Source organism: Enterobacter sp. PL_is511 (assembly GCF_055816065.1).
In genome coordinates, this window is the sequence record NZ_JBVPGP010000023.1 from 183,525 (window position 1) to 206,021 (window position 22,497).

Consider the following 22,497-nt stretch of genomic DNA (forward strand, 5'->3'; position numbering starts at 1 on the left):
TGCCCGGTGGCGCTGCGCTTACCGGGCTTTTGGGGAAAAGGTGGAATCGTTTTGTAGGCCGGATGAGCGTAGTCCGCCCGGCTTTAGATTTTGCTTTACTGCGCTTTTTTGGCTGCGTCCTGCATCTCTTTCATTTTTTGTGCGGCCGCTTGCTGGCTTTGGCGTAGGTTTTCGCTCGCGGCAACCAGAAACTCAGGATGATTAGCCAGGTAGATAGATATCGCTTCACCCATTTTTTCCGGATGGGCGGTAAAGTAATCCTCGGCGATTTTGCCGATTTCCGTCTTCTGCTCAGCGGTAAACTCAGCGGCCTGGCTCAGCGCCGGTGCGGTCAGTGTGACGAAAACGGTCAGAACGAGGAAGGGGTGCTTTATGAAAAACATGATGGGTACTCATTTCAGATTAAGGATGTTAACCACGGGCGGCATAACCCGGCCATAGTCGTTTATGGTTTGCCAGCGTATTTCGCAGCGAGGCGCCTTCTGGCACTCGTCCATTGTTCGCTGGCTGAAAGGGGCAATGATGCCCGCGTTATCAATGGATTGGTTGTTAATACGCGTCTGGAAGAGCGTCACGTAGTAGGGGGTCGGGTTCTTCACTACGAGCTGGTTTGCTGAATATGACCAGAGGATTTCCCGATACGCGTTTTCTGGATTGCCGTTTAATCCCTCAGGGCGATAGAACACTTTGAAGCTTGAACGTACGGCCATTTGCACGTTGTCGCTGCTGGTTTTACTGGCTGGAATGGTTGAGATGCTGAGGGTGAAAAGCGTTTCACGGTCAGCAGGCAAACCCTCATCGGCACGAAAAATCCTGATGCTATTTTCGCGTCCGCCCTGTAGTGCAAAAAGCGCGGGCGTTGCAACAAGCGCCGAGGTCGCCTGTGGGGCAAAGGTTGCCCCTGGCCAGTTTCCGCCAGCATAAATTTTTGCGCTGACCAGCCAGGGAAGCGTGGATTTATTGCGCACTGAAACGGTAATGGAGTGCTGTTTTTCAGGATAGACGAAGCGTGTCCCCCCTATCACGACGCCTGCATGCGCAAAAGAGATGAACGTTAAGAGTGCTAAAACAGGGATCAGGATGCGCAGTTTCATCACGGTGTTATCAGGCATAAGTCAAAATAAAGGTTGCTGCAGCATTGGCTGTTCCAGGCGATACAGCGCCTCCGTCAGCAAGATAACGGGCATAAAAATCAAGGGTGGCAGTAAGCTGGTTATTTGACAGCGTAAACAGCTGGCTTTCATCGCCCAGCGGTATAAGCGTTTTGTCCGGATTATAAATACCGATAGCCACGCCGCTGGCATAACCCGGACCGCCTGTCAGCGAAAGCAAATCTGCGTTGCCCTGATTGGGTGTGCCTTCAAAATGGGTACTGATGTTATTCAACCCTGCGCCGCAGTTTTCAAGATTGATAGCAAAATGTTCCCATGGCGTATTATTTTTCTGGTTCGTAAATTGCCCTGTGGCGGCGTCGCTCATACGAACGATAAGATTTTCCGAATCAGGCGATATGATGCAGGTTTTGCTTTTTACGGTGCCTACAATATAAACGGTCCCGTCGTGCGCCATTGTACTCGCACTGCCCAGGTGCATCAGAATAATGCAGAAGAAAAATAACCGGAGAAACGGTTTCATTCATATTCCTTACTGATAAAGCAGGTCAAAATACATAACGGCAGTCGCATTTCCTGACGTCACGACGGGCAGCGTGGATTTATAGTGCAAATAAAACGTGAGCGTGTTATCCCCCGGCAGCAGCGGATAAAGCGAAGACTCCGTATTATTGATCGGTATTGGGGTGCGATTGGAATCCAGTAGCTCAACGCCGAGGCCCGTTGCCATCCTGCCAGGCGTTCCCTTTCCGTTATCTGAAAGTGCCAGCAATGTCGGGTTGTTCGCATCCACATTCCCGGTAAACCAAACTTTGGTGCCGGTAATGGCGCGGGTGCAACCTTTCAACGTGATATCAAACTTTGTATCCGGCGTTGTGGTGCCAACCGACGGGAAATCATCCGCGGTAAAGTCACCGAGTTCGACCGTCTGCTCAACGCTGCCAGTGTCGACGTTGCAGGACTCCCCCACGATGGTGCCGATAAACTGAACATTGAAACTGTCATTATCTGCTCTGGCTGTCTGTAAGGACAACGCCAGATTTGCCAGCAGAAACAGGAGAAAATTGCGCTTTTTCATCACCCAATCCTTATGCGAAATCAACGCGTAACAAGGCCAGAGCGGTGAACACGCCCAGTTCCGGGGAATTGCCCGTTGTGCTGATAGGATATGCTTTCAGCGTCACGTTGGCCTTGCCCGCCTCATTAGTCGTAAAAGGTGCGCTACTTGAAAAGACATTCGGTTTCAGTATGTTGTCTTGCTCACTGGTAACCACGACGGCAACATCAGGATTATCCGATGCCAGCGCTTCCGGGTAGCGAGGGTCCGATGTGCCCATAACGCGCAAGGTTAATTGTGCTGGCGAGTTCACGTCAGCATTACATTCAATGGGCACATTGAAGGTTTTGGGCTGAGCGTTGTCCGGCATCTGCCCGGCGCGCGTAAAATCACCGTGATAAAGAGAACCCAGATCCACCGTTACGGTTTGCCCGGCATTAATGACGCAGTTTTGCGGCACGGTAATAACGCCACTGTAGGTAATCTGGTAGACAATATTGGTCAGGCGATCGTTATTCGTCGTGGTGACGTACACATTGAACATCAATTTTGGCGGGATAACCACGGTGCCGATAAAAGGCCTGACAATTTGTAATTTAAAGATCAGGTCATTATCGTTGACCGGGAAAACGCCGCCGGTATCCACTTCATCGTGGCCGCCCATGTGAACGTACTCAATGGGGGGATAAAACTCACCAATGGTTGCGTCATTTATTTTCATGGCGCCAATAATATAATCCGGGTCAAGCTGGAGATATTTCCATTCACCATCCGTTTTGACGACCGGAAAAGGGCTCAAATAGGAGCGATAGGTGCGTTTTTCCCACTCACCCGGTGGACAGGTGGCGTTAACCTGCACATCCTGATTTTTTTCCAGCTCTGTGGAGCCACCTTTAATGTTCTGATTGGTGTTCAGCGTGGTGGTCAAATCATAGTTAACAATCGAGATACCACCGTTAGCATTTTTACAAATATCGGCTATTCCATAAGGTGAGAATGCCAGCCCGACCACATAAAATAAAATCATCCATAATTTCATTTATATACACTCCATTTTCAACCGCAGCAGCGGCTGTTTACTTTCAGGTAATTGATACTTCACGCTACATTGCTTGTCTGACCCTTCACCCCACTGAATTTTCAGCGTTCCCGCCGGGCTCAGGCCAGAGAGATAGACCTCTCCGTCTTCACCCACAATCGTATCGCTGCCATTGTCATCACGTGACACCATGGCACCGAAAGGAACGGGTTTGCCCCGATGGGTTAAGGTCATTAACGCACGCGTACCAGGCCGGGCTTTGAAGGTTGCACGCACAACCGCGCCACGGGTTGGGACCACATTGGTTACGGCATCATCGATATCCATATCGTCAGCCAGTGAGTTGATGTCCAGTGCCATGCGGTTGAGATGATACGAGGATGCGTAGGGAACCACGGCATAGCCTCTCCAGTCGGTATGAATACCCGGCTCGTTCTCGACCTTGACGTTACTCGCGCCCGGAGCGGCAATCAGCACGTTGGTATCACCCAGTGGCTGGCTAAGGGTGATGCCATTCCGGTGAGCTATGACGCCGCCGCTCAAACCGTAGTTCACCTGCTGGTAGTCGCCGTTTCCGCTGTAGTTATAGCCCACGTTCGCATTGCCATAGGCGCTATCGTATTCAAGGCTGCTGGAGCCTTGTGATTTTGTCCCCTGGCTTGAATACCCTTCCTGAACGCTGTAGCTCAGGTTGTTATCCTCAAGCAATGTGCCGTTGATCCCGGCATTTTGCGAGGTTTCACCCTTTTTGTCGGTGCTGATGTTGTAGGTGGCATAAGCATAGTTATGCTTCTGGCTGACATCGTTTTGTGGACGCAGCCACAGGCTCAATGGCAGCGACAAATTCAGCGCGTAAATCTCGTCGCTTTTCGACATGCCCGGTGATTTGTTGTAGTTGTAGGACAGGCTGTAGGACACATCTTTAATGGTCCCGCTAAAGCCTACCTGGAGTAGCGTATTTTTTTCATCGGTATGCCAGTAGGTCTGTTGGCTGCCCGTGACAAAGAGCGAACCTGCATGACCAAGCTGCTGAGAGATGTTGAACTGAACCTTTCCTCGCTTGGTGTAGTACAGATTGTAATAATCCATCCAGGGATTTTGCTGTTCGGTATCGTTGTCCTCGTGGTCACCTGTGTAGCCGCGCATTTGCTTATAGGCTGTTTCATCCAGTGAATAGAATCCCGATGTCGAGTACCGGTAGCCCAGCAGCTGAAAGTTAGTGCCGAGGCCGTTAAGGGATTTTGCATACAGAAAACGGATCGATTGCCCTGAATGCGTGCTGTCATCCGCCAGCGTGCTCTTCGCGTGAGTCACATCCGCAGAGATAGCGCCCAGTTCACCCATATTCAGGCCGGTGCCGAATGCCAGCGAGTGGTAATTGTTGGTTATCTGCGATCCGCTATACAGCGTGAAGCCATGTGAAAGCCCCCAGATTAGAGACCCCTGAACGAAATTAACCTCGTCCTGTTGATCGCTGCTGCTGCGGTATTCGGCCGCTGTTAATGCGTACTTTACGCGGCCTTCACGCTGGAGTACGGGAACGGTGGAATAAGGCACGGAATAGCTGTTGATGCTACCGTCAGATTCTTTTACCTCAACACTGAGGTCACCGCTTGAGGACGTGGGAAACAGGTCGCTAATCGCAAATGCACCCGGTGGAACATAGCTTTGATAAATGGTGTAGCCATTTTGCTTAATGGTTACCTGAGCATTGCTTTTTGCGATACCACGGATCGTGGGCGCGAAACCCTTCAGGCTATCGGGCAGCATATTGTCATCAGAGGCGATTTGCGCACCACGAAAAGGGAGGCTGTCAAACACGTCTGATGGGGTGTAGCTGTCACCCAGCGTCAGTCTTCCTTTCAGCGGAATGACCGCGCGTTCAACATAGGTATTAATGTGCTGCCAGTTGTCGCTGCGTGAGTCATCGCTGTTGTGATAATTCCAGCTTGAGTAATCCCTTAACCGCCACGGGCCAAGGTTTAATCCGCTGTTAAGCCCGAGGAAATAGCTTTTACTGGTTGAGTTGCTCTCCCCCCGATCGCGGCTACGAGAGCCGGTGAAGTTATAATTCAGCAGGAGGGCATTAATGCCTTCATCCCATTGTTCAGGCGGAATATATCCGCGTGCGCTATTCCTCAGGGCGGCTTGCGGGATACTGATATCCAGCCGCTGATGCTCAAAATCAAAGGTGGTTGATGAGGCGGGAATGATTGACGCAATATCAATACAGCTGTCCGTCTTTTCCGCCGTCAGGGCAGGAAACGCCTGAAGGTTAACGCCCAGGTTTTCCAGCGCTTTTGCTGATAAACAGGCGGTCAGACCGGTATCATCCGCCTGCGGTTGTGCCGTCGACGCGGTATTTCTTGCCGTAAAGGTGATATCGCGAGTCGCCACAAACGCCCCGTTAAGCCAGAGATCAACACGATAAACGCCTGGTGCCTGGCCATTGGTGGAAAACCGCGACAGGTCAGCAACGGCAGAGGGATCGCTAGACAAAAATGCCGGGTTGAAAAAATATTCTGCACTTGCATCTGATGGCGATAGCAATCCTGCTATCGCCATCGCCACTGGCGTAAGGGATGTTAAAGAAAATGTGCTAAAAATCAGTGAAGTATTACGTTTCATCTCTTTTCCCTGCAGTAAATGCTAAGTACTTCCTTCCTTGAAGACAAAATGCAGGTCTGCTATTTCATTTCAGGTTGTTAATGGGAACAAATCTGCGTAGGGGTATTTGCGCCGAAATCATTCACTGTCTGGAATTTCACACTGCCGGAACCGCCGCCGGGGATATCCACCGTCAACGTGTTTTTAGGTGCGACCATTGAATTGGGAAGACGGGTTCCCCCAACAAAGAACTGCACCAACGATACGTAATACGGTGATGGATTCGTTATGATGACTTTTCCATTTTCTGTCCGACACGTCAGCGTTTTGGGCGCATCCACGGAAAGGGATGTTAATTTCTTAGGGCGAATGAATAACTTAATCACACTCTGTGTTGCTATTTGCAGCGTATTGCCCTGAAGCTTATTTTTATCGACAGACGGAATAGCCTTGCTGTTCAGATAGAAAACAGTTTCGCGATCGGCAGGAAGGTCGGGGCCGATATACATAATACGCAGCGTGTTCTCTTTCTTGGGGTGGATAACAAACAACGGTGGCGTAAGGATAAAGTCTGGTGACTTGATACCCTCAACGTTGGCTACCCATGATTGTATTAAGAACGTATTGTCTGCCGACGAATTGATCACCGGTAATGAAACCTGTTTATCCCCCTGCGGATAAATGACGCGGGTAGCCCCTAAAGCAATTCCACCTGCAGAGGCATTCGTTGCCAGACCCATTGTCAGCAGCAACGTACCAGCCATCATCAGGCGAGACAAAGACGTAGGTGATGTGTTCATTTGCATTGTTCCCTCAATTCTCATGACGAGGCACTCGGGCCTCTGAGTGTTTTACTGGTAGACGACGTTAAACCATACCTGGGCGTCGGCCGTACCAGCCTGAACGTGCGGTTGTGTGGAGCGGTATTTCGCCATAAAACGCAGAACATTGGCGCCGTTCTGCAAGGGGGCGTACCAGGGCGGGGCTGTATCCGGAATAAGTAGATGACCGGTTGCGTCAAATATTCCCACACCAATCCCCTGCGCTGCGCCTGCGCCATAACCTGCGCGAAAAATTTGCGGGTCTTTTGCATCGGACTCGCCGCTGAACAGTACGCCCGCACGTTGACTGACGCTGGTATCGCAGTCTTCTAGCGTTATCTGAAAGGCTGTTGGTGCTGCCCAATCGCCCGTTGCGGCAAATTCGTTATTGCGTATTTGGCCCATACGCACAATCTGGTCCTGACTTTCTGCACTGACGGAACAGCCGGTGTTGACGACTTGCCCCTGAAAATGCACGCTTCCGTCGTCAATTGCCGAGGCGGGCAGTGCAACGCACAGCAGTACGCTGAAAAACAGCACTGATTGCCTGGTGACCTGTCGCATAGTGACTCCGTTTCGATGGATCGGCAAAACACCCCCGAATCAGATTCCGGGGGTGTTACTGCAGCTAACGAATCAGGAGTAAACCATCTGGAATGTTGCAGTCGAGGATACGTTACCCGGCGTGGCCGCACCGGTAGCGATGTAGTCAACGCTCAGCGGGATGGTGTTCTCGCCATTGATCAGCTTCACATTGGAGGAGGTATCACCGATATTGAGTACGTTACCATCCGGTCCGAACAGTTGCAGTGCGACGTTAGTTGCTGAGCCAGCTCCCGCTGTGTTAGCCAGTGAACCTGCCAGTGCTGCGTCTTGCTGACCGTTGAAAATCACAGCGGCGTTCTGGCTTACCGTGGTGTCACAATCTTCCAGAACGATTTTGAAATCTTCTTTCTGGTTCGCCTGCATTCCTTTTGTCGTCAATTTCACAGTACGAACCTGGCTCAGCGTTACAGTCTGATCAACGGAGTCAGCTGCGACCGAACATGCAGCATTAACAACCTGGCCAACGAAGTTAACCGTACCGCCAGAAACCGTGACGGTGTCTGCCTGTGCGTTCATCGCTACGCCACTTACCATTGCCGTTGCAATGACCATTGCTAAAACGTGCTTTTTCATACAAATCCTTTTAAATAAACATCTTTCTGTCAAATTGAAATTGAGTAAAAGCTATATGCTTTCACAGCGTGAACTTGAATAACGTTTAACAAGTTCCGTTATTTAGAATATGCATTTCGCATAATGGACGGGCTTATTGAAAAGCTCTTTTCATCATGTTTATGATGTTCCGCGGCAGGTATTCTAGGAGTCGTGAAATATTATTTCAATGTATGGTGGTATAATATGTCGTTAGTTTTTTTTAGGTATAATATTAGAATTAATTAATATTTTTAAATGATGTAAGTAGTGGTGTTTTTACCGGATTTTAACAATGGGTGGCCTGTTTGCGGTCAAATAGATAAAGGTGGCGTATGGATATCGGTTTGGTTGCAAAAAAATCATGTAAGAGAAAAGGAACTTTATAATTTTAAAAGTATAAATGTATGTCTGAAATATAATACTATTATTTCAATTTGTAATATTTATACCAGGAAAATGAAATCCCCCTCGGTTAAGAGGGGGGATTGATCAGATCTCTTCTACGCGCACTCTGAGTGCTGCCAGCGCTTTACGCGCCGCTTTCAGCACCTGCTCACACTGCTCAATCGTCAGCGTCAGCGGCGGTTCAATGCGGATGGTTTTCGAGTTGTTGAGCGTTCCGGCCACCAGCACCCGCTGGCGGAACATCTCGCTCGCGAAGCTATAGCCGGTTTCGTTATCAATAAACTCAATCGCCATCAGCATCCCTTTCCCACGCGCGTCCTGCACCAGGTCCGGATACTCCCGGCCTAGCTGACGGAAGCCGTCCAGCAGCATGTCGCCTTTCTGCTCCGCCTGCGCGGGCAGGTTTTGCTCCAGCAGCACGTTGATGGTCGCCAGCGCGGCCGCACAGGCCAGCGGGTTACCGCCAAAGGTGGTGGTATGCAGGAACGGATTGTCGAACAGCACCGAGAAGACCTCCTCGGTGGCCACCGTCGCGCCAATCGGCATCACGCCGCCGCCGAGCGCCTTCGCCAGGCACAGGATGTCCGGCTGCACGTTTTCGTGCTCGCAGGCAAACATCTTGCCGGTGCGCCCCATCCCGGTCTGGACTTCGTCTAGGATCAGCAGGGCGCCAAACTCATCGCACAGCTGACGCACGGCGGGCAGATAGCCCTGCGGAGGGAGGATCACGCCGCCTTCGCCCTGAATCGGCTCCAGGATCACCGCCGCCACGTCATCGCCGGTCTTGCGGCATTCGCTCAGCGCGGTGCGCATGGCGTTGATGTCGCCAAACGGCACGTGGCGGAAGCCCGGCAGCAGCGGCATAAACGGTTTGCGGAAGGTGGATTTGGCGGTAGCAGACAGTGCGCCCAGGGATTTCCCGTGGAACGCGCCGCTGGTGGCGATAAAGGTGAATTTCCCGCGCGGCGACTGGTACGCTTTGGCGAGTTTAATCGCCGCTTCGACCGATTCCGTGCCGCTGTTGCTAAAGAAGCTGTACTTCAGTTTGCCGGGCGTTAAGGCCGCCAGCGTTTTCGCGAGCATGGCGCGAAGCGGGTCGAGCAGTTCCTGGCTATGGAGAGGTTGTTTCGCAAGTTGATTCTGTACGGCGGAAACCACAACTGGATTACGGTGCCCCACGTTGAAAATTCCAAAACCTCCCAGGCAATCGATAAACTCCTGTCCCTGGGTGTCGACAAGCGTGTTCAGACTTCCCGCTTGCCACTCTACGGCTCCGTAATCCCCGCCGGCGGTAACAGATTTGCGATACTCCAGAAACCCTGGATTGACGTGCTCTTTAAAGTAATCGATGACCTCTCGGTTAAGTTGTTTCATCTCCTCATGATCGAGCGTTCGCTTCTCAATGAGATTCAGTGCGTGCGCGGTACAGGCAAGAGCCGAGGCGCTGGAAGGTAACCTGTTCAAAATGTGCTCCCGGGGATCGCGTATCACATGATACTGAGTTAAGTATTGCAGGGATTACGCCACTTCAGATGACTTAACGAAAATCGGGATAAACGCCAGGTTAAAATAATGTTGCACAATATTTAATCATGCCGGAGCAACCGAAACGGGATTTAGCGGTACAGGAAAGAGAGAATAAATGAGGACGGAAACGCGCAGCTGCACTAAAGAAGTGCATTCGCTGCAACTTAAGTGGGCGTTAACGGGTCATGCTTTACAGGTAATTTCTTTACGAAAGTATTTGAAATCAATGAATTAAAAAATCGCACAAAAAGTATGGTTTAAGTCAAATCTGCGATCTCCATCAAGTTTAACAACTAAAGATAAATTGTTTACCGCCGAAAAAACATTGACCCACAAAATTAACATTCAAATAACCTGCAAGGGATGCCCACGATGTCCTCTCCAACCTATGTCACCCAGAATGAATATCCTCTGGACGATGACACCACCTTAATGTCTACCACAGACGTCCACAGCTACATCACCCACGCCAACGACACCTTTGTGCAGGTGAGCGGCTACCAGCTCGATGAGCTGACGGGCCAGCCGCACAATATGGTACGCCATCCCGATATGCCAAAAGCCGCGTTTGCCGATATGTGGTACACGCTGCAGCAGGGCGAGCCGTGGAGCGGGATTGTCAAAAACCGGCGCAAAAACGGCGACCACTACTGGGTGCGTGCGAATGCGGTACCGATGGTTCGCCGCGGGCAGGTGACGGGCTATATGTCCATTCGTACCAAAGCCACAGCGGAAGAGATTGCCGCCGTGGAGCCGCTCTACCGGGCGCTGAACGACGGGCGCTGTAAAAAACGTATTCATAAAGGGCTGGTGGTCGGAAAGGGCTGGTTGGGCAAACTGCCGGCAATGCCGCTGCGCTGGCGCGTGCGCAGCGTGATGGCGGCGCTCTTTGCCGTACTCGCCGCCACGCTGGCCGCGACCTCCGCCGGGTGGATGCCGCTTGCCGCAGCCGCGCTGGTAATGCTGCTGGGGACACTGCTGTTTGAGCAACAGATTGTCCGCCCGATAGAGAATGTGGCGCGACAGGCGCTGAAGGTCGCCACCGGCGAGCGCAACAGCGTGCAGCACCTGAACCGCAGCGACGAGCTGGGGCTGACGCTGCGTGCGGTCGGGCAACTGGGCCTGATGTGCCGCTGGTTGATCAATGACGTGTCGAGCCAGGTGGTGAGCGTCCGTGACGGCAGCGACAGGCTGGCGCAGGGGAATGAAGATCTGAACGATCGTACGCGTCAGACCGTCGCGAACGTGCAGCAGACCGTCGCGACAATGAACCAGATGGCCGCGTCCGTTCAGAGTAACTCCGAAACCGCCGCCGAGGTGGACAAACTCTCCGTGGCCGCGAGCAGCGCGGCAACGAAAGGGGGCAACGCGATGCAGACCGTCGTTAAAACGATGGATGACATTGCCGACAGCACGCAGCGAATTGGCTCGATTACCTCTCTGATTAACGATATCGCTTTCCAGACCAATATTCTGGCGCTGAACGCGGCGGTTGAAGCGGCAAGGGCAGGCGAGCAGGGCAAAGGTTTTGCCGTGGTCGCGGGCGAAGTCCGCCATCTTGCCAGCCGCAGCGCCAGTGCCGCGAATGATATTCGTAAACTGATTGATGCCAGCGCCAGCAAGGTGCAGTCCGGCTCTGAGCAGGTACACGCCGCAGGCCGTACGATGGATGATATCGTTGTGCAGGTGAAAAACGTGACGCAGCTTATCGCCCAGATCAGCCACGCGACCTCCGAGCAGGCAACCGGACTTTCAGAGTTGACCCGCGCGGTGGCTGAACTCGACAGCATCACGCAGAAAAACGCCGACCTGGTCGAGGAGAGCGCCCACATTTCTGCGATGGTGAAGCATCGCGCCGGACGCCTTAAGGATGCGGTGACCGTGCTCCATTGAGTCAATAATGTTCCGGAAAAGCCGTTTATTCCGTAAGGAATAAGTGGCTTTTTATTTTCTGGTTGTGACTATTAATGTATTTTATTGTTAAGTGCATATTAAATAACTAAAGAAAGTGCCTCAGTTATTTATTCCTGCCTAAGTCAGTTCTTCAGAATCCTGTTTCAAAAATACCTCGTTTGACGGTCTGGTAACGATCGATGAAGCAATATTAATAGCCTACACCTATGCATTGTGAGGGTTATGAAATAAAAAAACGATCAAAGTCATAAAGTTAGCAAATTCGTTACCGATAACAGCGATCGTCTGAGAAATAATCACATCGATGGAGAAAATATGTTCTTACATGACGTAAAGATCGGCACGAAATTATTTCTGGCGTTTGGATTCTTTATTGTCCTGATGGCGATCAGCGCGAGCCTGTCTCTGCTGAGTCTGAACCGGGCTAATAACGGGATGCAATCCATTATTACCAGTGATTATCCGACCACGGTAAAAGCGAACCAGTTAATCGATAACTTCCAGGAATTTATTAGCACGCAACAGCTGATGTTGCTGGATGAGCAGGGTACCTACACGGGGCAATCTCAGCAGCGCCTGAAAGAGATCAGCGAGCACATCACGGTGATCCTGGGCGAGCTGAACAACGCGCTGCAGGATCAAAAGTCTCAGCAGGTGCTGGCGGATATCCGCAGCGTGCGCCAGCAGTATCTGGACTCGCGCTACCGCATTTTGCAGGCGGTGCAGAACAACAATCGTGCGGGCGCTATTCAGGAGATGATGACCACCACCCTCGCCGTGCAGCAGGCTTATAAAGCGAAGGTGAAGGAGCTGATTACTATTCAAAACAGCGAGATGCAGAGTGCAGGGGCGCAGGTAGAAGGAGATTTCAGGTCTAACCGCCTGCTGCTGATCCTGATCACGCTCTTTAGCGTCGTGGCAGGCAGCCTGATTGGCTGGTTTATCGTGCGCGCTATCACACGTCCGCTCGGCGAGGCGGTGCATTTTGCAAAAGCCATTTCAGAGGGCGATCTGACGGGAAGCATCACGCCGCACGGCAAAGACGAAACGGGTCTGCTGCTGCATGCGCTGATGGAGATGAAGACGCGACTGTTGGACATTGTGCAGCAGGTGCAAACCGGCTCGGAGAATATCTCCAGCGCAGCCGCGCAGATTGTCGCCGGGAACCAGGATTTGGCCGCGCGCACGGAAGAGCAGGCAAGTTCTGTCGAACAGACCGCTGCCTCGATGGAGCAGATCACCGCGACGGTGAAAAATACTGCCTCGCATACCGGGGAAGCGACCAACCTTTCGGCCGATGCCGCCACGGTGGTCAAAAACAACGGTGAGATGATGAAGCAGGTGACCAGCAAAATGCGCCTGATTAACGAAACATCGAACCGGATGTCCGACATTATCGACCTGATCGACGCCATTGCGTTCCAGACCAACATTCTGGCGCTGAACGCGGCGGTGGAAGCGGCGCGCGCCGGCGAGCACGGACGCGGCTTTGCGGTGGTGGCCGGTGAGGTTCGCCAGCTTGCCCAGAAGAGCGCGTCGTCTGCCAGCGAAATCCGGGAGCTGATTGAGAGCTCCACCAGCCAGACCCAGGACGGGATGAACCTTGTCGAAAAAGCGAGTGGGCTGATCAACGGGATGGTGGGTAACGTGGAGGAGATGGACGTGATTCTGCGGGAAATTCGCCAGGCCAGCCACGAGCAGACGGAAGGTATCTCGCAGATTAACAGCGCGATTGGCCTGATTGATGCCACCACCCAGCAGAACTCCGCGCTGGTGGAGGAGTCTGTAGCTGCAGCGGCATCGCTTAACGAACAGGCGATGCACCTGAAAGAGCTGGTACGCGTCTTCCGCGTGAGCGAGCACGCGCCGGCTTAATCCAGCTGGGAGATCTCCAGCGCCGCGCGGTCAATCACGCCGATAATCTGCTTAAGCTGCGCGTCGCTGAGCTCTCCCTGATTCACCTTCAGGTCTAACACCGCTTTGAAGTTATCCAGCGCCCGCTTCATCTGCGGGTTTTTGCGCAGCTGAAAACCGACGCTGCGCGCTTTGATACGCACCTGGATCTGTTCCAGCTGTTCCCGGTTTTCATCCAGCCAGCGCTGTCCTTCAGCGGTAATCGCAATGCGCTTACGCCCGCTCTCTTCTTCCGTAATGGTGATAAAGGTCTGATCCTGAAGATAATCCAGGGTTGGATAGATGACGCCCGGGCTCGGGGTATAATTCCCCTGGGTCAGGTTTTCAATCTCTTTGATCAGCTCGTAGCCGTGGCTCGCGCTGCGAGTCAGGATATCCAGAATCACCAGCCGCAGATCGCCGTGGCCGAAAAAGCGCGGTCGGCGCCCGCCGCTGTCGTGTTCGTGTCGCATAACAGGTCCTTTAATTGATATATCTAAACTATATCTAAGATATATTCAGATGCAATCTAAAAGATCTTGCATTTTTCATTATTAGTAATCATTATCATTTGAAAATTGATTTAGATATATCGTATTCACCAGAAAAGGGTCTAAAAATGGCATCTACTCGTTATCCACAGCGTGTTCGTAATGACCTGCGTTTTCGCGAGCTGACGGTGCTCCGCGTTGAGCGCGTCAGCGCGGGTTTCCAGCGCATTGTTTTAGGCGGCGAGGCGCTGGAGGGCTTTAGCTCCCGCGGTTTCGACGACCATACCAAAGTCTTTTTTCCGGCACCCGGGACGACGTTTACGCCGCCGGTGGTCACCGATGAAGGCATCGACTGGGGTGACGGCGTGCGTCCGCAGGCGCGCGACTATACGCCGCTCTACGATGAGGCAAATCATGAGCTGGTTCTCGATTTCTTCATTCATGACGGCGGCATTGCCAGCAGCTGGGCGGTCGAGGCGAAAGCGGGCGACGCTCTGACCATCGGCGGCCCGCGCGGTTCGCTGGTGGTGCCGGAGGATTACGCCTGGCAGCTGTACGTGTGCGATGAATCCGGCATGCCCGCGCTGCGTCGACGTTTAGAAAGCATTGCTAAACTGCCGGTTCGCCCGGAGGTTCATGCGGTCGTGACGGTAGGGGACGAATCTTATAAAGACTATCTGGCGCACCTGAGCGGGTTCAATATCACCTGGGTAGTGGGCCACAACGCGCAGGCGGTCGCAGACCATCTGGCGGCGCTGACCGTTCCGGGGGAAGACTACTTCATCTGGCTGACCGGGGAAGGGAAGGTGGTGAAAACGCTGAGCCGTCAGTTTGAAACCGACGCGATTGACACGCAGCTGGTGCGTGCCAGCGCATACTGGCACGCCAAATAATCAGGCGGCGGAATCCAGCTGCGCTTCGTTCACCTGATGTTCGAGCGAGGCGCGGACCTCGTGCAGCGCTTTCTCCTGCTGAGCGAAGTACGCTTCCATATTATTGAGCGACGAGACCAGCAGCCAGGACTCCTCTTTCTCCAGTTCCGCCAGCTCGTTCACTAAAATGTCGATCTGCTCGCGGACCTGCGCCATTTTTTTGCGGATACGTTCCAGATCGTTCAGCCTGTCGCTGGCCATCAATGGCTCGAAGCCCTGTTGCAGACGGGCCACCAGCGAGCGAATGGCTTTCACATCGCCGCGCTGCTTCGCCTGGTTAAGCTGCACCATCATGCTGTTGGCTTCTTCTTTCAGATCGTCCGCCACGAGGTCCGGGTGGCAGAGCTTGCTCGCCTGCCGCCAGAGACGCTTGAGTTCGTTCTGATCTTCTTCCGAAAGATGCTTACCTTTGCGCAGCCGCACTTCGGCATCATGATGCTGCTCGCGATACTTCTCGTACTCTTCGTTCGCCTCGTCGCGCGCCTGACGCGCAGGCTCCTCTTCGCGCGTTAAGCCGCTCTCCAGCTCCAGCGCTTCGGCCAGCAGGTTGGCAATCAGATTGCTTTGCTGTTCCAGATGCTTACGCGCCTCAGCGGCCTGTACGGAATCGGCCGGGAGATCGCGCCAGCGCTGGGTGAGCGTCGCCAGCACCTCTACCGCCTGCGCCATATAGTGCTGGCAGCGACGGTAATCTTCCTCGCGACGACGCGCTTCCGCCTGCTGACGACGCAGGTTTAGCTCCGCCAGGGTTTTACGCAGGGCGAGGATCTGCTGCATCAGCGGCCCAAGGCGGGAAAAATAGAGATCGTTAAACTCATCAAGCTGCTGCACGCGGGCGTTGCGGCGGTCAATCAGATCGCGCAGACGCTCTTCCAGCGCCTTCAGTTCCAGCTTGCTGGCGGCCACCTGCGGGTCGCGCCACGGGGTGACGGCGCGCTGGCCCTGCAGCCAGGCGGTAATGGCCGCCATGGCCGCGGTGTAGTTCTTCTCCTCAAGCGCCACGACGATTGCCTGTAGCTCATCGTCAAACGCTTCATTTTTCAGGCGTGTCAGCTGGCTCTGGATGATGTCGTCATCTTCCAGTTCAATGGCATTTTTAATGATTTCTAGCCGTTTGATCGGTGTGCTCATGATGCCTTTCGCTTTGGCGCTTAAGTATTTGAGTTAAGGTTAGTTGTTGTAAAAGCTACAGGAAATAATACACACGGATGATGATCGGCGCGATGGGGGATTTCTTTAGTTTTGCAGTTTGTGACGTGGGGAAGTGAGCAGGAGCCTGTAAGGTGGAGGGTGAGGATAGCTCCGTTTCCTGCTCTACCTGTGAAACCATTCTTGGCTATGGGCTTTGCAGTTCCTTCAACGCGCCTTGTGCGGCATTCTCAATCTGATTGCAGAACGCTTTACCGCCTTCGGGACAGCTATCCGTGGCGTTTCTCACGACTTTATCGAGCTCGCGATCGTTCGTGGTCGTATCGATGTGATTAATCATCCATGACTCAAAAGCGCGATCGTTTACAGATAGCTGCATGAGTTGATGGGAGGTCTTCCAGTTGTTGGCTAACAGCCCGACAATAGTCGCTGATATCCCTTCTGCGATATATCCCTCATCACACTGTCTGTAATTTTTGTAAAAAGAATGGATGCCTTGCCAGTCCTGAATGGCAGAGGCTGCGTTATCTGCCTTGTCCATTTCTTCAACAGAAGTACAGTTATTTGCATAAGCCCCGTGCGATATCACTAACATAATCAAAAACAGCTGCATCGTTTTCATATCAAGTTCATTCCCGGTGGGATATAGATATTTTCAAATTTCTGCGTCGCACTCATAGCCGAGCAGCCGCTGTTATTTGATACGGTGATGGTTGAAAGGGAGGATTTAGCCATGTGCTCTTTTATTTTTGGATAAACTGGAGTGATATGTAGTTTATTATTTAATGGTTCAAAGATTAAGCGCTCAGAAGAGCGCTTGTTATAATATGATGCTAACGTTTTGAGTCCTTATCCTTTTCTTGCTTAACCTCATTGATTACATCGAGCATATTGCTTAAGCATTCTCTTGCTGGGGAGCCCGCTTTCTCCAATGCTGGTTTAGCCTTTGCTAAATAGGTTTCAACCTCCGCATTAGTGCTGTGTATCATCATCGGTATGCTACATATCAAAGTGGTTCCAAACCGTTGCTGTAAAGGGTCTGGGTTCAACTTAAATTGATTGGTGACATTCAGCACTAATTCTGGGGCGCGGATAAGCGCCATGCTGATGGCGGTCGCCAACTGTTCAGCATGCTCGTCATCCAGATTATCACCAGTGCTTTTAATCTTCGCTGGTAATGCCTGAATAGCTGCCATGTCAGCGCTGGACACCAGCTTAATATAGGTTATCCAGTCACTCTCTGACGCTATACAGGAAGCCGTAAGAATGCAGGTAATTAGAGAAAACACGTACTTTTTCAACGAACTACCTCAAGCGTACGATCTGACGAAAGAATTATTTTAGAGCGAATGTGAGGTCCCATGATAATGCAGCCCTCTGATGCAAAACCAGGAATGGCTGGTGCCTTTTTCTCACCATGGATGCGAAACAGCGATCGCCCATAGCTCTCACCAGAGGTTTGTTTGAGGTTAATTGTCATTGGCCCCCTTGAGGATGTATGGCCTCCTATGCGATACGTTCCGCGTGGTAATGGTCCCATCCCCTTAACGTGCTGACGGTCTGGATTATTTTTGTTTGTCAGGTTTCCGGAATACCCTGTGCCAATAAGTTTACCTTTATGCCACAGTTCACCGGTACTTTGGTAGTAGGTCCATGCCATGAGCTATTCCCCTTATGCCGCGCTGCGTTCTTTCCAGCTATCGGAATGGACAATGTTACCGTCCAGATATTTCCATGTTATTTTTTCATATGTCATTTCTATGGCTTCCATATGATCATAATGTGTGAAGTCGGGATCCTTCACATCTTCCATATAAGGCACAATGCAGGTAATACGTGCATTTTCCATAAAAATATTAAAATATTCTTCTTCCTGCCCTGCGTGGTTGATTCGATAAAATTTTAGCTCAGCAGATTTAAGAACGCTCCCCGTACTAACGATCTGATAAAGGTAAGGACTTGAGACGTCTTGCGCTTTTGTAAAAACAAAGGGAGAATGTTGGCGTGTGGCTGTTATTTTTCCGGAGTAATCATCTGTAGGTATCTCTACGCCGTGTGACAGTCCGGTTATTTCAATGCTACCTTCGCGTCTATGTACATCAACGCTACCTTTTAACTGTTTCCCTTCTTCGCTGTAAAGCCAGAGATAAACTGGTATAGCCATTCTGGTTAACTCCATTTATTTAATTAATTTCTCTGACCTTACTCCTTCATGATTTTTCTGTTTGTAATATTTCGTGTCACTACAGTTACATGCATTCATTGGTTGAATGAAGTAATAAAAAATATAATTTAAAAACATATATTTTTTTATGAGTGTTATAAGCCTGATTAAACAAGAACAGAGAAGCGAATTATACGGACATATAATTCGCTTCTCTGTATCGGTTTATCTTGCGGCAGATCCACAGCCACGAGGGGGGGATGAAACATCCTCAGCTTACTTCGCTATAGATCCCCACCACACGCCCTACCGTTTTAATCTCGTCGATACCGCACTCAAACGGAACCTTGCCGCCCGCCACGTGAAGTTTTTTACCCGGCAGCAGCGTCAGGTCGCGGATGCTGGCGGTGCCTTCAATCTCAACCAGCCACAGGCCGTCGGTTAACGATGCGTCTTTTTCGATAAAGTGCAGCTTCCCCTCCGCCCGGACGGCGATGCCGCGCGTCAGCGGTTTGCTAAAGAAAGCAGCGTCGATACTCAAAATGGAATTATCTTCCAGTCTCCCATCACTGAGTGTGAATGTCGCAACCGAAACGGGATCGCCCGGGGCGGGGTTTCCTGCAAACTGCGCCCCTTGGCCGGTCATCAGCCAGCGAAGGCTCGCGCCGGTGTCCAGCGCGCACTGAACCGCAAAGTCGTAAGAGACGGTACCGCGCGCGTAGCGGTTCTGAAGCGAGCTGGCGGCGATATTAAAGTGACGGGCCAGCTGGATTTTCTGCGTGAAACCATATACCTGACAGATTCTATCGAGTAACTCTTCATTATTCACTTGAGAATCTAAGATCAAAATATATTCCTTTGGGTGTTTACTAATACTCATTTGAGTATTAATATCATTGCAAATTCGGGCAATCAGCGGCAGACGTTGGCAAACAGAGGCTAATGATTGCAGACAGTATCAAAATGGGAATCATGCAGCATGGCTTCTGAAATCGCAATCATCAAACGGTGGAAAAAACCGTGCTGTACCCGTTTTCAGCGCATTAGCGTGCGTGAATTTATGCGAGGGGAGATATGGCGATAGAAGCTGCCCGTGCAAGGGTTCCACTTAGCGTGGGAGCGCGTCTTAACGGGCTTAACCACGTCGCTGAACTGCGCGCCCGATACGGGAGCGATAGCGGAAAAGAGCTGGCGCGGTTTATGGCCGAGCTGCGCGATAAGCGCGACCCCTGTTTTGAGGAAAACAGCAGGGCGCTGGCCGCCCTCTTTTTCCTGGCGAGATTACCCGTCGCCCGTCATGAGTGCGACATCAGCGAGCTGACGACCGAAGAGAAACGGGCGCTGATTAACGCCATGAACCATTTTCGTGCTGTTGTGAGTTTATTTCCTGAACGGCTGACCATGCCGATATAACCCAACCCAAAAACTAATGGCGTAAACCCGCCGGGCATCCTTTTGCCTGAATTTAAGGAGAACGCGTGATGCGAAACAGTGAAAACCGCCCTTATCCGATCGGAAGTGAAGAACTGAAACGCCTGCTGGCAGAGGCAAAAACGGAGGAACGATGCGCGCGAGCCCTCGCGGTCTCCCTGCGCCTGGAGGCGCTGGCGAGCCATATCTACAAAACCGGTATGAGCGGAGAGGACGTTGCCGAACTGCTGTGCCACGAGGCGGCCCGCTACGAGCGTGAATCACAGGAGCTGCACTGATGGCCGATTTTATCGATCTTGCCCAGGCGCGCGAGCAGGAAGACAGAGAGCGCCACATTAATCGTGCCCGCAGACGACCCGCATCGCCTTCGCGTTTCCTCTGTGAGGACTGCGAGGCGCCGATACCGGAGGCGCGCCGAATAGCTGTGCCTGGCGTAGCCCTGTGCGTCACCTGTCAGGAGATCGCAGAGATGAAAAATAAACACGTCCGGGGAGGATGAGTTGGCGACGTCATTTGCTTATCCGTGGAATGCCCCACGGTCGGCCATTGCCAGCCCTTATCTCACCCATGCCCAACAGCAGCGCCGCGATCGCTTCTTCGCGGCGCTGAAGCAGGCAAGAATGGCTCTTTCACAGCAGCCTGACTGCGTGCGTTTTGAGGTCTGGCGCGCGTTTGACGCCCTCGAACAGCATCGTGGCAGCCCGCAGGCTAACGCCTTTTTGATCCGCTTCTGCAAAAGAATGTTACCTCGCCTGCGGCGGGTCTCTGAACGCTATGCCTGCGCAGGTTTGCATGAAGCAGTCTCCCGAACCGTGTTTGACGGCCATTTCGATACCCTGCTTCTGCAGTACCTTGCCTCGCGAATGGTCGAACTGGTTGCCCGCTATAACCGTCTGCCGGATATGTCCCGCGCGGACATCGACCTGCTGGCCGCCGATATCGCCAGCTTTATTCGCGGCGAGCTGGCGAATATTAACGATGCTGAGATGGGCGAATACCAGACGCTCTACGTCTGGTATCAGCGCGCCGGACTGATCGCCCGCCAGTTCAACGTGTCGCCTCCGCACTGGGAACGGGTGTCGAAGACATGTTTCGACAAAGATGACGTTGCCGCGGCGGTGATACGCATGTTTTCCGAGGCGTGGTGGCGCGGGCGTCTGCGTCGGGTCGCGGCGGCCTGGAGCGAGCATTTGCAGATTGCCCTCGGCAACGTCAGCAAACGGAGAACGGCGTATGCGAGCAAACGCTGCGTGACCGAGTGGCGCGAGCAGAAGCGCCGCACCCGCGAATTTCTCAAGGGCATGGAGCTGGAAGATGAAGAGGGCAACCGCATCAGCCTGATTGAAAAATTCGATAGCTCGGTGGCCAACCCGGCAATACGACGCTGTGAACTGATGACCCGTATCCGCGGATTTGAAAATATCTGTGAGGCGCTGGGCTATGTGGGCGAGTTCTATACCTTAACCGCACCCGCGCAGTATCACGCGACGCTGAAATCAGGCTACCCCAACGCGAAGTGGAGCGGGGCCAGTCCGGCGGATACGCAAAGCTACCTCACCCGGCTGTGGGCGCGCATCCGCGCAAAGCTCCACCGTGATGGGATCCGTATTTTCGGTATCCGCGTTGCGGAACCCCATCACGACGGTACGCCCCACTGGCACATGCTGATGTTTATGCTGCCGGAAGATGTCGAATGCGTTCGCCGGATTATCGGAGACTACGCGCGGCAGGAGGATGCCGCTGAGCTGCAGAGCGAAAGCGTCAGACAGGCGCGCTTTCACGCGGACGCGATCGATCCGCAGAGAGGCAGCGCCACCGGCTATGTTGCCAAATACATCTCAAAAAATATCGACGGCTATGCGCTCGATGGCGAGACCGATAGCGAAAGCGGCGGACTGCTGAAGGAGACGGCGTCCGCCGTGTCGGCCTGGGCGGGGCGCTGGCACATTCGCCAGTTTCAGTTTATTGGCGGCGCGCCGGTAACGGTCTACCGCGAGCTGCGACGTCTGGCGGATCCCGAGGCCGCGAGCGGTCTGAGCGTTGAGTTTGCTGCCGTCCATGAGGCTGCCGACGCCGGCGACTGGGCGGGATACGTTACTGCACAGGGCGGCCCGTTTGTGCGTCGCGATGATTTACAGGTGCGCACCCTGTATGAGCCGGGCGCCGGGTTTAACCAGTACGGCGAGGAAACGGTCCGCATCCGCGGCGTGTACGATTCTGCCGTTGGCGCGGGCAGCCCAATTATAACCCGACTCACGCAGTGGAAAATTGTGCCGAAGCGGGCCGCGGAACTTAAGGACGCACCTGTATCCTCTCGGAGTTCTGTCAATAACTGTACGCAGACCGATCTTTCTCAACCCCTCAGCAGGCGTGCGAGGCGGGCGTTAACCGAACGCATCAAATTCATCCGCCCTGGCGCGTCGTCGCCCATCGTCTTCGCGAGCGACCCGCAGAACGGGGTTCCGGAGAAAGTGATCGATGAGATACGGCTCGCCACCGGAATCGCCATCAGCCGCGGAGAGGCCCTGCATCTTATGGCTGGCGGCGTTAGCCGCTTTAACGACAAATGGTGCAAAGGCGCAGCTGACGGATCGCTCTTTCCGGCAGCGCGTTCTTATCAGCACAAGGCGCGGAAAATCCTTGAACGTATTGGGTATTTAACGGATCTCTTCGCTCAGAGAGCCCGCTAATCTCCATCCATATCATGTACATACCGTGAAGGGTTCTGATTTTTCGCTTCACTCTTTTTATGAAT

24 protein-coding genes are annotated in these 22,497 nt (G+C 52.7%); 7 read left to right on the forward strand and 17 right to left on the reverse strand.

The features are described from left to right. Positions 1-95: 95 nt before the first annotated feature. The 10 genes from AC0TN7_RS13080 to ygjG all read right to left on the reverse strand — a co-directional run bounded on the left by AC0TN7_RS13080 (position 96) and on the right by ygjG (position 9,705). Positions 96-383 (reverse strand): hypothetical protein, encoded by a 288-nt coding sequence (locus AC0TN7_RS13080; protein WP_021242358.1) that lies wholly within the window; start codon positions 381-383, stop codon positions 96-98. A 9-nt stretch (positions 384-392) separates the two neighbouring features. Beyond that, the gene (locus tag AC0TN7_RS13085; RefSeq protein ID WP_463727328.1) at positions 393-1,094 is read right to left on the reverse strand and encodes a fimbria/pilus periplasmic chaperone; all 702 of its coding nucleotides are present in this window, start codon (positions 1,092-1,094) and stop codon (positions 393-395) included. Positions 1,095-1,104: 10 nt separating this feature from the next. Beyond that, positions 1,105-1,635, reverse strand: coding sequence for a fimbrial protein (locus AC0TN7_RS13090; protein ID WP_463727327.1), 531 nt, complete (start codon positions 1,633-1,635; stop codon positions 1,105-1,107). Positions 1,636-1,644: 9 nt separating this feature from the next. Further along, positions 1,645-2,190, reverse strand: coding sequence for a fimbrial protein (locus AC0TN7_RS13095; protein ID WP_008503166.1), 546 nt, complete (start codon positions 2,188-2,190; stop codon positions 1,645-1,647). Between the two features lie 10 nt (positions 2,191-2,200). After that, the gene (locus AC0TN7_RS13100; RefSeq protein ID WP_463727326.1) at positions 2,201-3,208 is read right to left on the reverse strand and encodes a fimbrial protein; all 1,008 of its coding nucleotides are present in this window, start codon (positions 3,206-3,208) and stop codon (positions 2,201-2,203) included. After that, positions 3,209-5,836, reverse strand: a complete 2,628-nt coding sequence (locus AC0TN7_RS13105; RefSeq protein ID WP_045334542.1) for a fimbrial biogenesis usher protein — start codon at positions 5,834-5,836, stop codon at positions 3,209-3,211. 77 nt (positions 5,837-5,913) lie between these two features. Then, positions 5,914-6,621, reverse strand: a complete 708-nt coding sequence (locus AC0TN7_RS13110; protein WP_008503169.1) for a fimbria/pilus periplasmic chaperone — start codon at positions 6,619-6,621, stop codon at positions 5,914-5,916. Between the two features lie 45 nt (positions 6,622-6,666). Beyond that, positions 6,667-7,200 carry a fimbrial protein gene (locus AC0TN7_RS13115; protein ID WP_021242352.1) on the reverse strand — a complete coding sequence of 178 codons (534 nt, stop codon included), beginning with the start codon at positions 7,198-7,200 and terminating at the stop codon, positions 6,667-6,669. Between the two features lie 72 nt (positions 7,201-7,272). Continuing rightward, a complete protein-coding gene (locus AC0TN7_RS13120; protein WP_008503171.1) occupies positions 7,273-7,815 on the reverse strand; it encodes a fimbrial protein BcfA in 543 nt (180 codons plus the stop codon). A gap of 510 nt (positions 7,816-8,325) precedes the next feature. After that, complete coding sequence (ygjG, locus tag AC0TN7_RS13125; RefSeq protein ID WP_463727325.1) at positions 8,326-9,705, reverse strand: putrescine aminotransferase; 1,380 nt, start codon at positions 9,703-9,705, stop codon at positions 8,326-8,328. Positions 9,706-10,140: 435 nt separating this feature from the next. Here ygjG and AC0TN7_RS13130 point away from each other — a divergent pair, with 435 nt between their 5' ends. Together AC0TN7_RS13130 and AC0TN7_RS13135 are read left to right on the forward strand one after the other, a co-directional pair. Then, on the forward strand, positions 10,141-11,661 hold the full coding sequence (locus AC0TN7_RS13130) for a PAS domain-containing methyl-accepting chemotaxis protein (protein WP_024906425.1): 1,521 nt from the start codon (positions 10,141-10,143) through the stop codon (positions 11,659-11,661). A gap of 336 nt (positions 11,662-11,997) precedes the next feature. After that, entirely contained in the window at positions 11,998-13,557 is a 1,560-nt protein-coding gene (locus AC0TN7_RS13135; RefSeq protein ID WP_024906426.1) for a methyl-accepting chemotaxis protein, read from the forward strand. On the opposite strand, the gene AC0TN7_RS13140 is transcribed toward AC0TN7_RS13135, so the two are convergent. After that, positions 13,554-14,048, reverse strand: a complete 495-nt coding sequence (locus AC0TN7_RS13140; protein ID WP_090418780.1) for a PadR family transcriptional regulator — start codon at positions 14,046-14,048, stop codon at positions 13,554-13,556. The genes AC0TN7_RS13135 and AC0TN7_RS13140 overlap by 4 nt on opposite strands. 146 nt (positions 14,049-14,194) lie before the next feature. On the opposite strand from AC0TN7_RS13140, the gene AC0TN7_RS13145 reads away from it, so the two are divergent. Beyond that, complete coding sequence (locus AC0TN7_RS13145; RefSeq protein ID WP_157189755.1) at positions 14,195-14,959, forward strand: siderophore-interacting protein; 765 nt, start codon at positions 14,195-14,197, stop codon at positions 14,957-14,959. On the opposite strand, the gene AC0TN7_RS13150 is transcribed toward AC0TN7_RS13145, so the two are convergent. The 6 genes from AC0TN7_RS13150 to AC0TN7_RS13175 form a co-directional block, all read right to left on the reverse strand. Beyond that, entirely contained in the window at positions 14,960-16,129 is a 1,170-nt protein-coding gene (locus tag AC0TN7_RS13150) for a coiled-coil domain-containing protein (RefSeq protein WP_024906429.1), read from the reverse strand. It lies immediately after the preceding gene. A 205-nt stretch (positions 16,130-16,334) separates the two neighbouring features. Next, entirely contained in the window at positions 16,335-16,769 is a 435-nt protein-coding gene (locus AC0TN7_RS13155; RefSeq protein WP_024906430.1) for a hypothetical protein, read from the reverse strand. A 211-nt stretch (positions 16,770-16,980) separates the two neighbouring features. After that, the gene (locus AC0TN7_RS13160; protein WP_230581840.1) at positions 16,981-17,343 is read right to left on the reverse strand and encodes a hypothetical protein; all 363 of its coding nucleotides are present in this window, start codon (positions 17,341-17,343) and stop codon (positions 16,981-16,983) included. A 101-nt stretch (positions 17,344-17,444) separates the two neighbouring features. Beyond that, on the reverse strand, positions 17,445-17,807 hold the full coding sequence (locus tag AC0TN7_RS13165; RefSeq protein WP_071994439.1) for a tlde1 domain-containing protein: 363 nt from the start codon (positions 17,805-17,807) through the stop codon (positions 17,445-17,447). A 12-nt stretch (positions 17,808-17,819) separates the two neighbouring features. Further along, positions 17,820-18,311 (reverse strand): type VI secretion system tube protein TssD, encoded by a 492-nt coding sequence (gene tssD / locus AC0TN7_RS13170; RefSeq protein ID WP_048991077.1) that lies wholly within the window; start codon positions 18,309-18,311, stop codon positions 17,820-17,822. 271 nt (positions 18,312-18,582) lie between these two features. Then, the gene (locus AC0TN7_RS13175) at positions 18,583-19,158 is read right to left on the reverse strand and encodes a phage repressor protein CI (RefSeq protein ID WP_248165526.1); all 576 of its coding nucleotides are present in this window, start codon (positions 19,156-19,158) and stop codon (positions 18,583-18,585) included. 227 nt (positions 19,159-19,385) lie between these two features. Between AC0TN7_RS13175 and AC0TN7_RS13180 the strand changes: the two genes are divergently transcribed. The 4 genes from AC0TN7_RS13180 (at position 19,386) to AC0TN7_RS13195 (ending at position 22,432) form a co-directional block, all read left to right on the forward strand. After that, entirely contained in the window at positions 19,386-19,724 is a 339-nt protein-coding gene (locus tag AC0TN7_RS13180; RefSeq protein WP_290093967.1) for a DUF5347 domain-containing protein, read from the forward strand. Between the two features lie 68 nt (positions 19,725-19,792). After that, positions 19,793-20,020, forward strand: coding sequence for a DUF2732 family protein (locus AC0TN7_RS13185; protein ID WP_023309252.1), 228 nt, complete (start codon positions 19,793-19,795; stop codon positions 20,018-20,020). After that, on the forward strand, positions 20,020-20,241 hold the full coding sequence (locus tag AC0TN7_RS13190; protein ID WP_032650300.1) for a TraR/DksA family transcriptional regulator: 222 nt from the start codon (positions 20,020-20,022) through the stop codon (positions 20,239-20,241). The genes AC0TN7_RS13185 and AC0TN7_RS13190 overlap by 1 nt, the downstream gene beginning before the upstream one ends. Position 20,242: 1 nt before the next feature. Further along, entirely contained in the window at positions 20,243-22,432 is a 2,190-nt protein-coding gene (locus AC0TN7_RS13195) for a replication endonuclease (protein ID WP_473702197.1), read from the forward strand. Positions 22,433-22,497 lie beyond the last annotated feature (65 nt).

Bases quoted from the DNA above. Each gene is read 5' to 3' on its own strand.
- AC0TN7_RS13080 (WP_021242358.1), bottom strand. From the start codon at position 383: ATGTTTTTCATAAAGCACCCCTTCCTCGTTCTGACCGTTTTCGTCACA.
- AC0TN7_RS13085 (WP_463727328.1), bottom strand. From the start codon at position 1,094: ATGAAACTGCGCATCCTGATCCCTGTTTTAGCACTCTTAACGTTCATC.
- AC0TN7_RS13090 (WP_463727327.1), bottom strand. From the start codon at position 1,635: ATGAAACCGTTTCTCCGGTTATTTTTCTTCTGCATTATTCTGATGCAC.
- AC0TN7_RS13095 (WP_008503166.1), bottom strand. From the start codon at position 2,190: ATGAAAAAGCGCAATTTTCTCCTGTTTCTGCTGGCAAATCTGGCGTTG.
- AC0TN7_RS13100 (WP_463727326.1), bottom strand. From the start codon at position 3,208: ATGAAATTATGGATGATTTTATTTTATGTGGTCGGGCTGGCATTCTCA.
- AC0TN7_RS13105 (WP_045334542.1), bottom strand. From the start codon at position 5,836: ATGAAACGTAATACTTCACTGATTTTTAGCACATTTTCTTTAACATCC.
- AC0TN7_RS13110 (WP_008503169.1), bottom strand. From the start codon at position 6,621: ATGCAAATGAACACATCACCTACGTCTTTGTCTCGCCTGATGATGGCT.
- AC0TN7_RS13115 (WP_021242352.1), bottom strand. From the start codon at position 7,200: ATGCGACAGGTCACCAGGCAATCAGTGCTGTTTTTCAGCGTACTGCTG.
- AC0TN7_RS13120 (WP_008503171.1), bottom strand. From the start codon at position 7,815: ATGAAAAAGCACGTTTTAGCAATGGTCATTGCAACGGCAATGGTAAGT.
- AC0TN7_RS13130 (WP_024906425.1), top strand. From the start codon at position 10,141: ATGTCCTCTCCAACCTATGTCACCCAGAATGAATATCCTCTGGACGAT.
- AC0TN7_RS13135 (WP_024906426.1), top strand. From the start codon at position 11,998: ATGTTCTTACATGACGTAAAGATCGGCACGAAATTATTTCTGGCGTTT.
- AC0TN7_RS13140 (WP_090418780.1), bottom strand. From the start codon at position 14,048: ATGCGACACGAACACGACAGCGGCGGGCGCCGACCGCGCTTTTTCGGC.
- AC0TN7_RS13145 (WP_157189755.1), top strand. From the start codon at position 14,195: ATGGCATCTACTCGTTATCCACAGCGTGTTCGTAATGACCTGCGTTTT.
- AC0TN7_RS13150 (WP_024906429.1), bottom strand. From the start codon at position 16,129: ATGAGCACACCGATCAAACGGCTAGAAATCATTAAAAATGCCATTGAA.
- AC0TN7_RS13155 (WP_024906430.1), bottom strand. From the start codon at position 16,769: ATGAAAACGATGCAGCTGTTTTTGATTATGTTAGTGATATCGCACGGG.
- AC0TN7_RS13160 (WP_230581840.1), bottom strand. From the start codon at position 17,343: ATGGCAGCTATTCAGGCATTACCAGCGAAGATTAAAAGCACTGGTGAT.
- AC0TN7_RS13165 (WP_071994439.1), bottom strand. From the start codon at position 17,807: ATGGCATGGACCTACTACCAAAGTACCGGTGAACTGTGGCATAAAGGT.
- tssD (WP_048991077.1), bottom strand. From the start codon at position 18,311: ATGGCTATACCAGTTTATCTCTGGCTTTACAGCGAAGAAGGGAAACAG.
- AC0TN7_RS13180 (WP_290093967.1), top strand. From the start codon at position 19,386: ATGGCGATAGAAGCTGCCCGTGCAAGGGTTCCACTTAGCGTGGGAGCG.
- AC0TN7_RS13185 (WP_023309252.1), top strand. From the start codon at position 19,793: ATGCGAAACAGTGAAAACCGCCCTTATCCGATCGGAAGTGAAGAACTG.
- AC0TN7_RS13190 (WP_032650300.1), top strand. From the start codon at position 20,020: ATGGCCGATTTTATCGATCTTGCCCAGGCGCGCGAGCAGGAAGACAGA.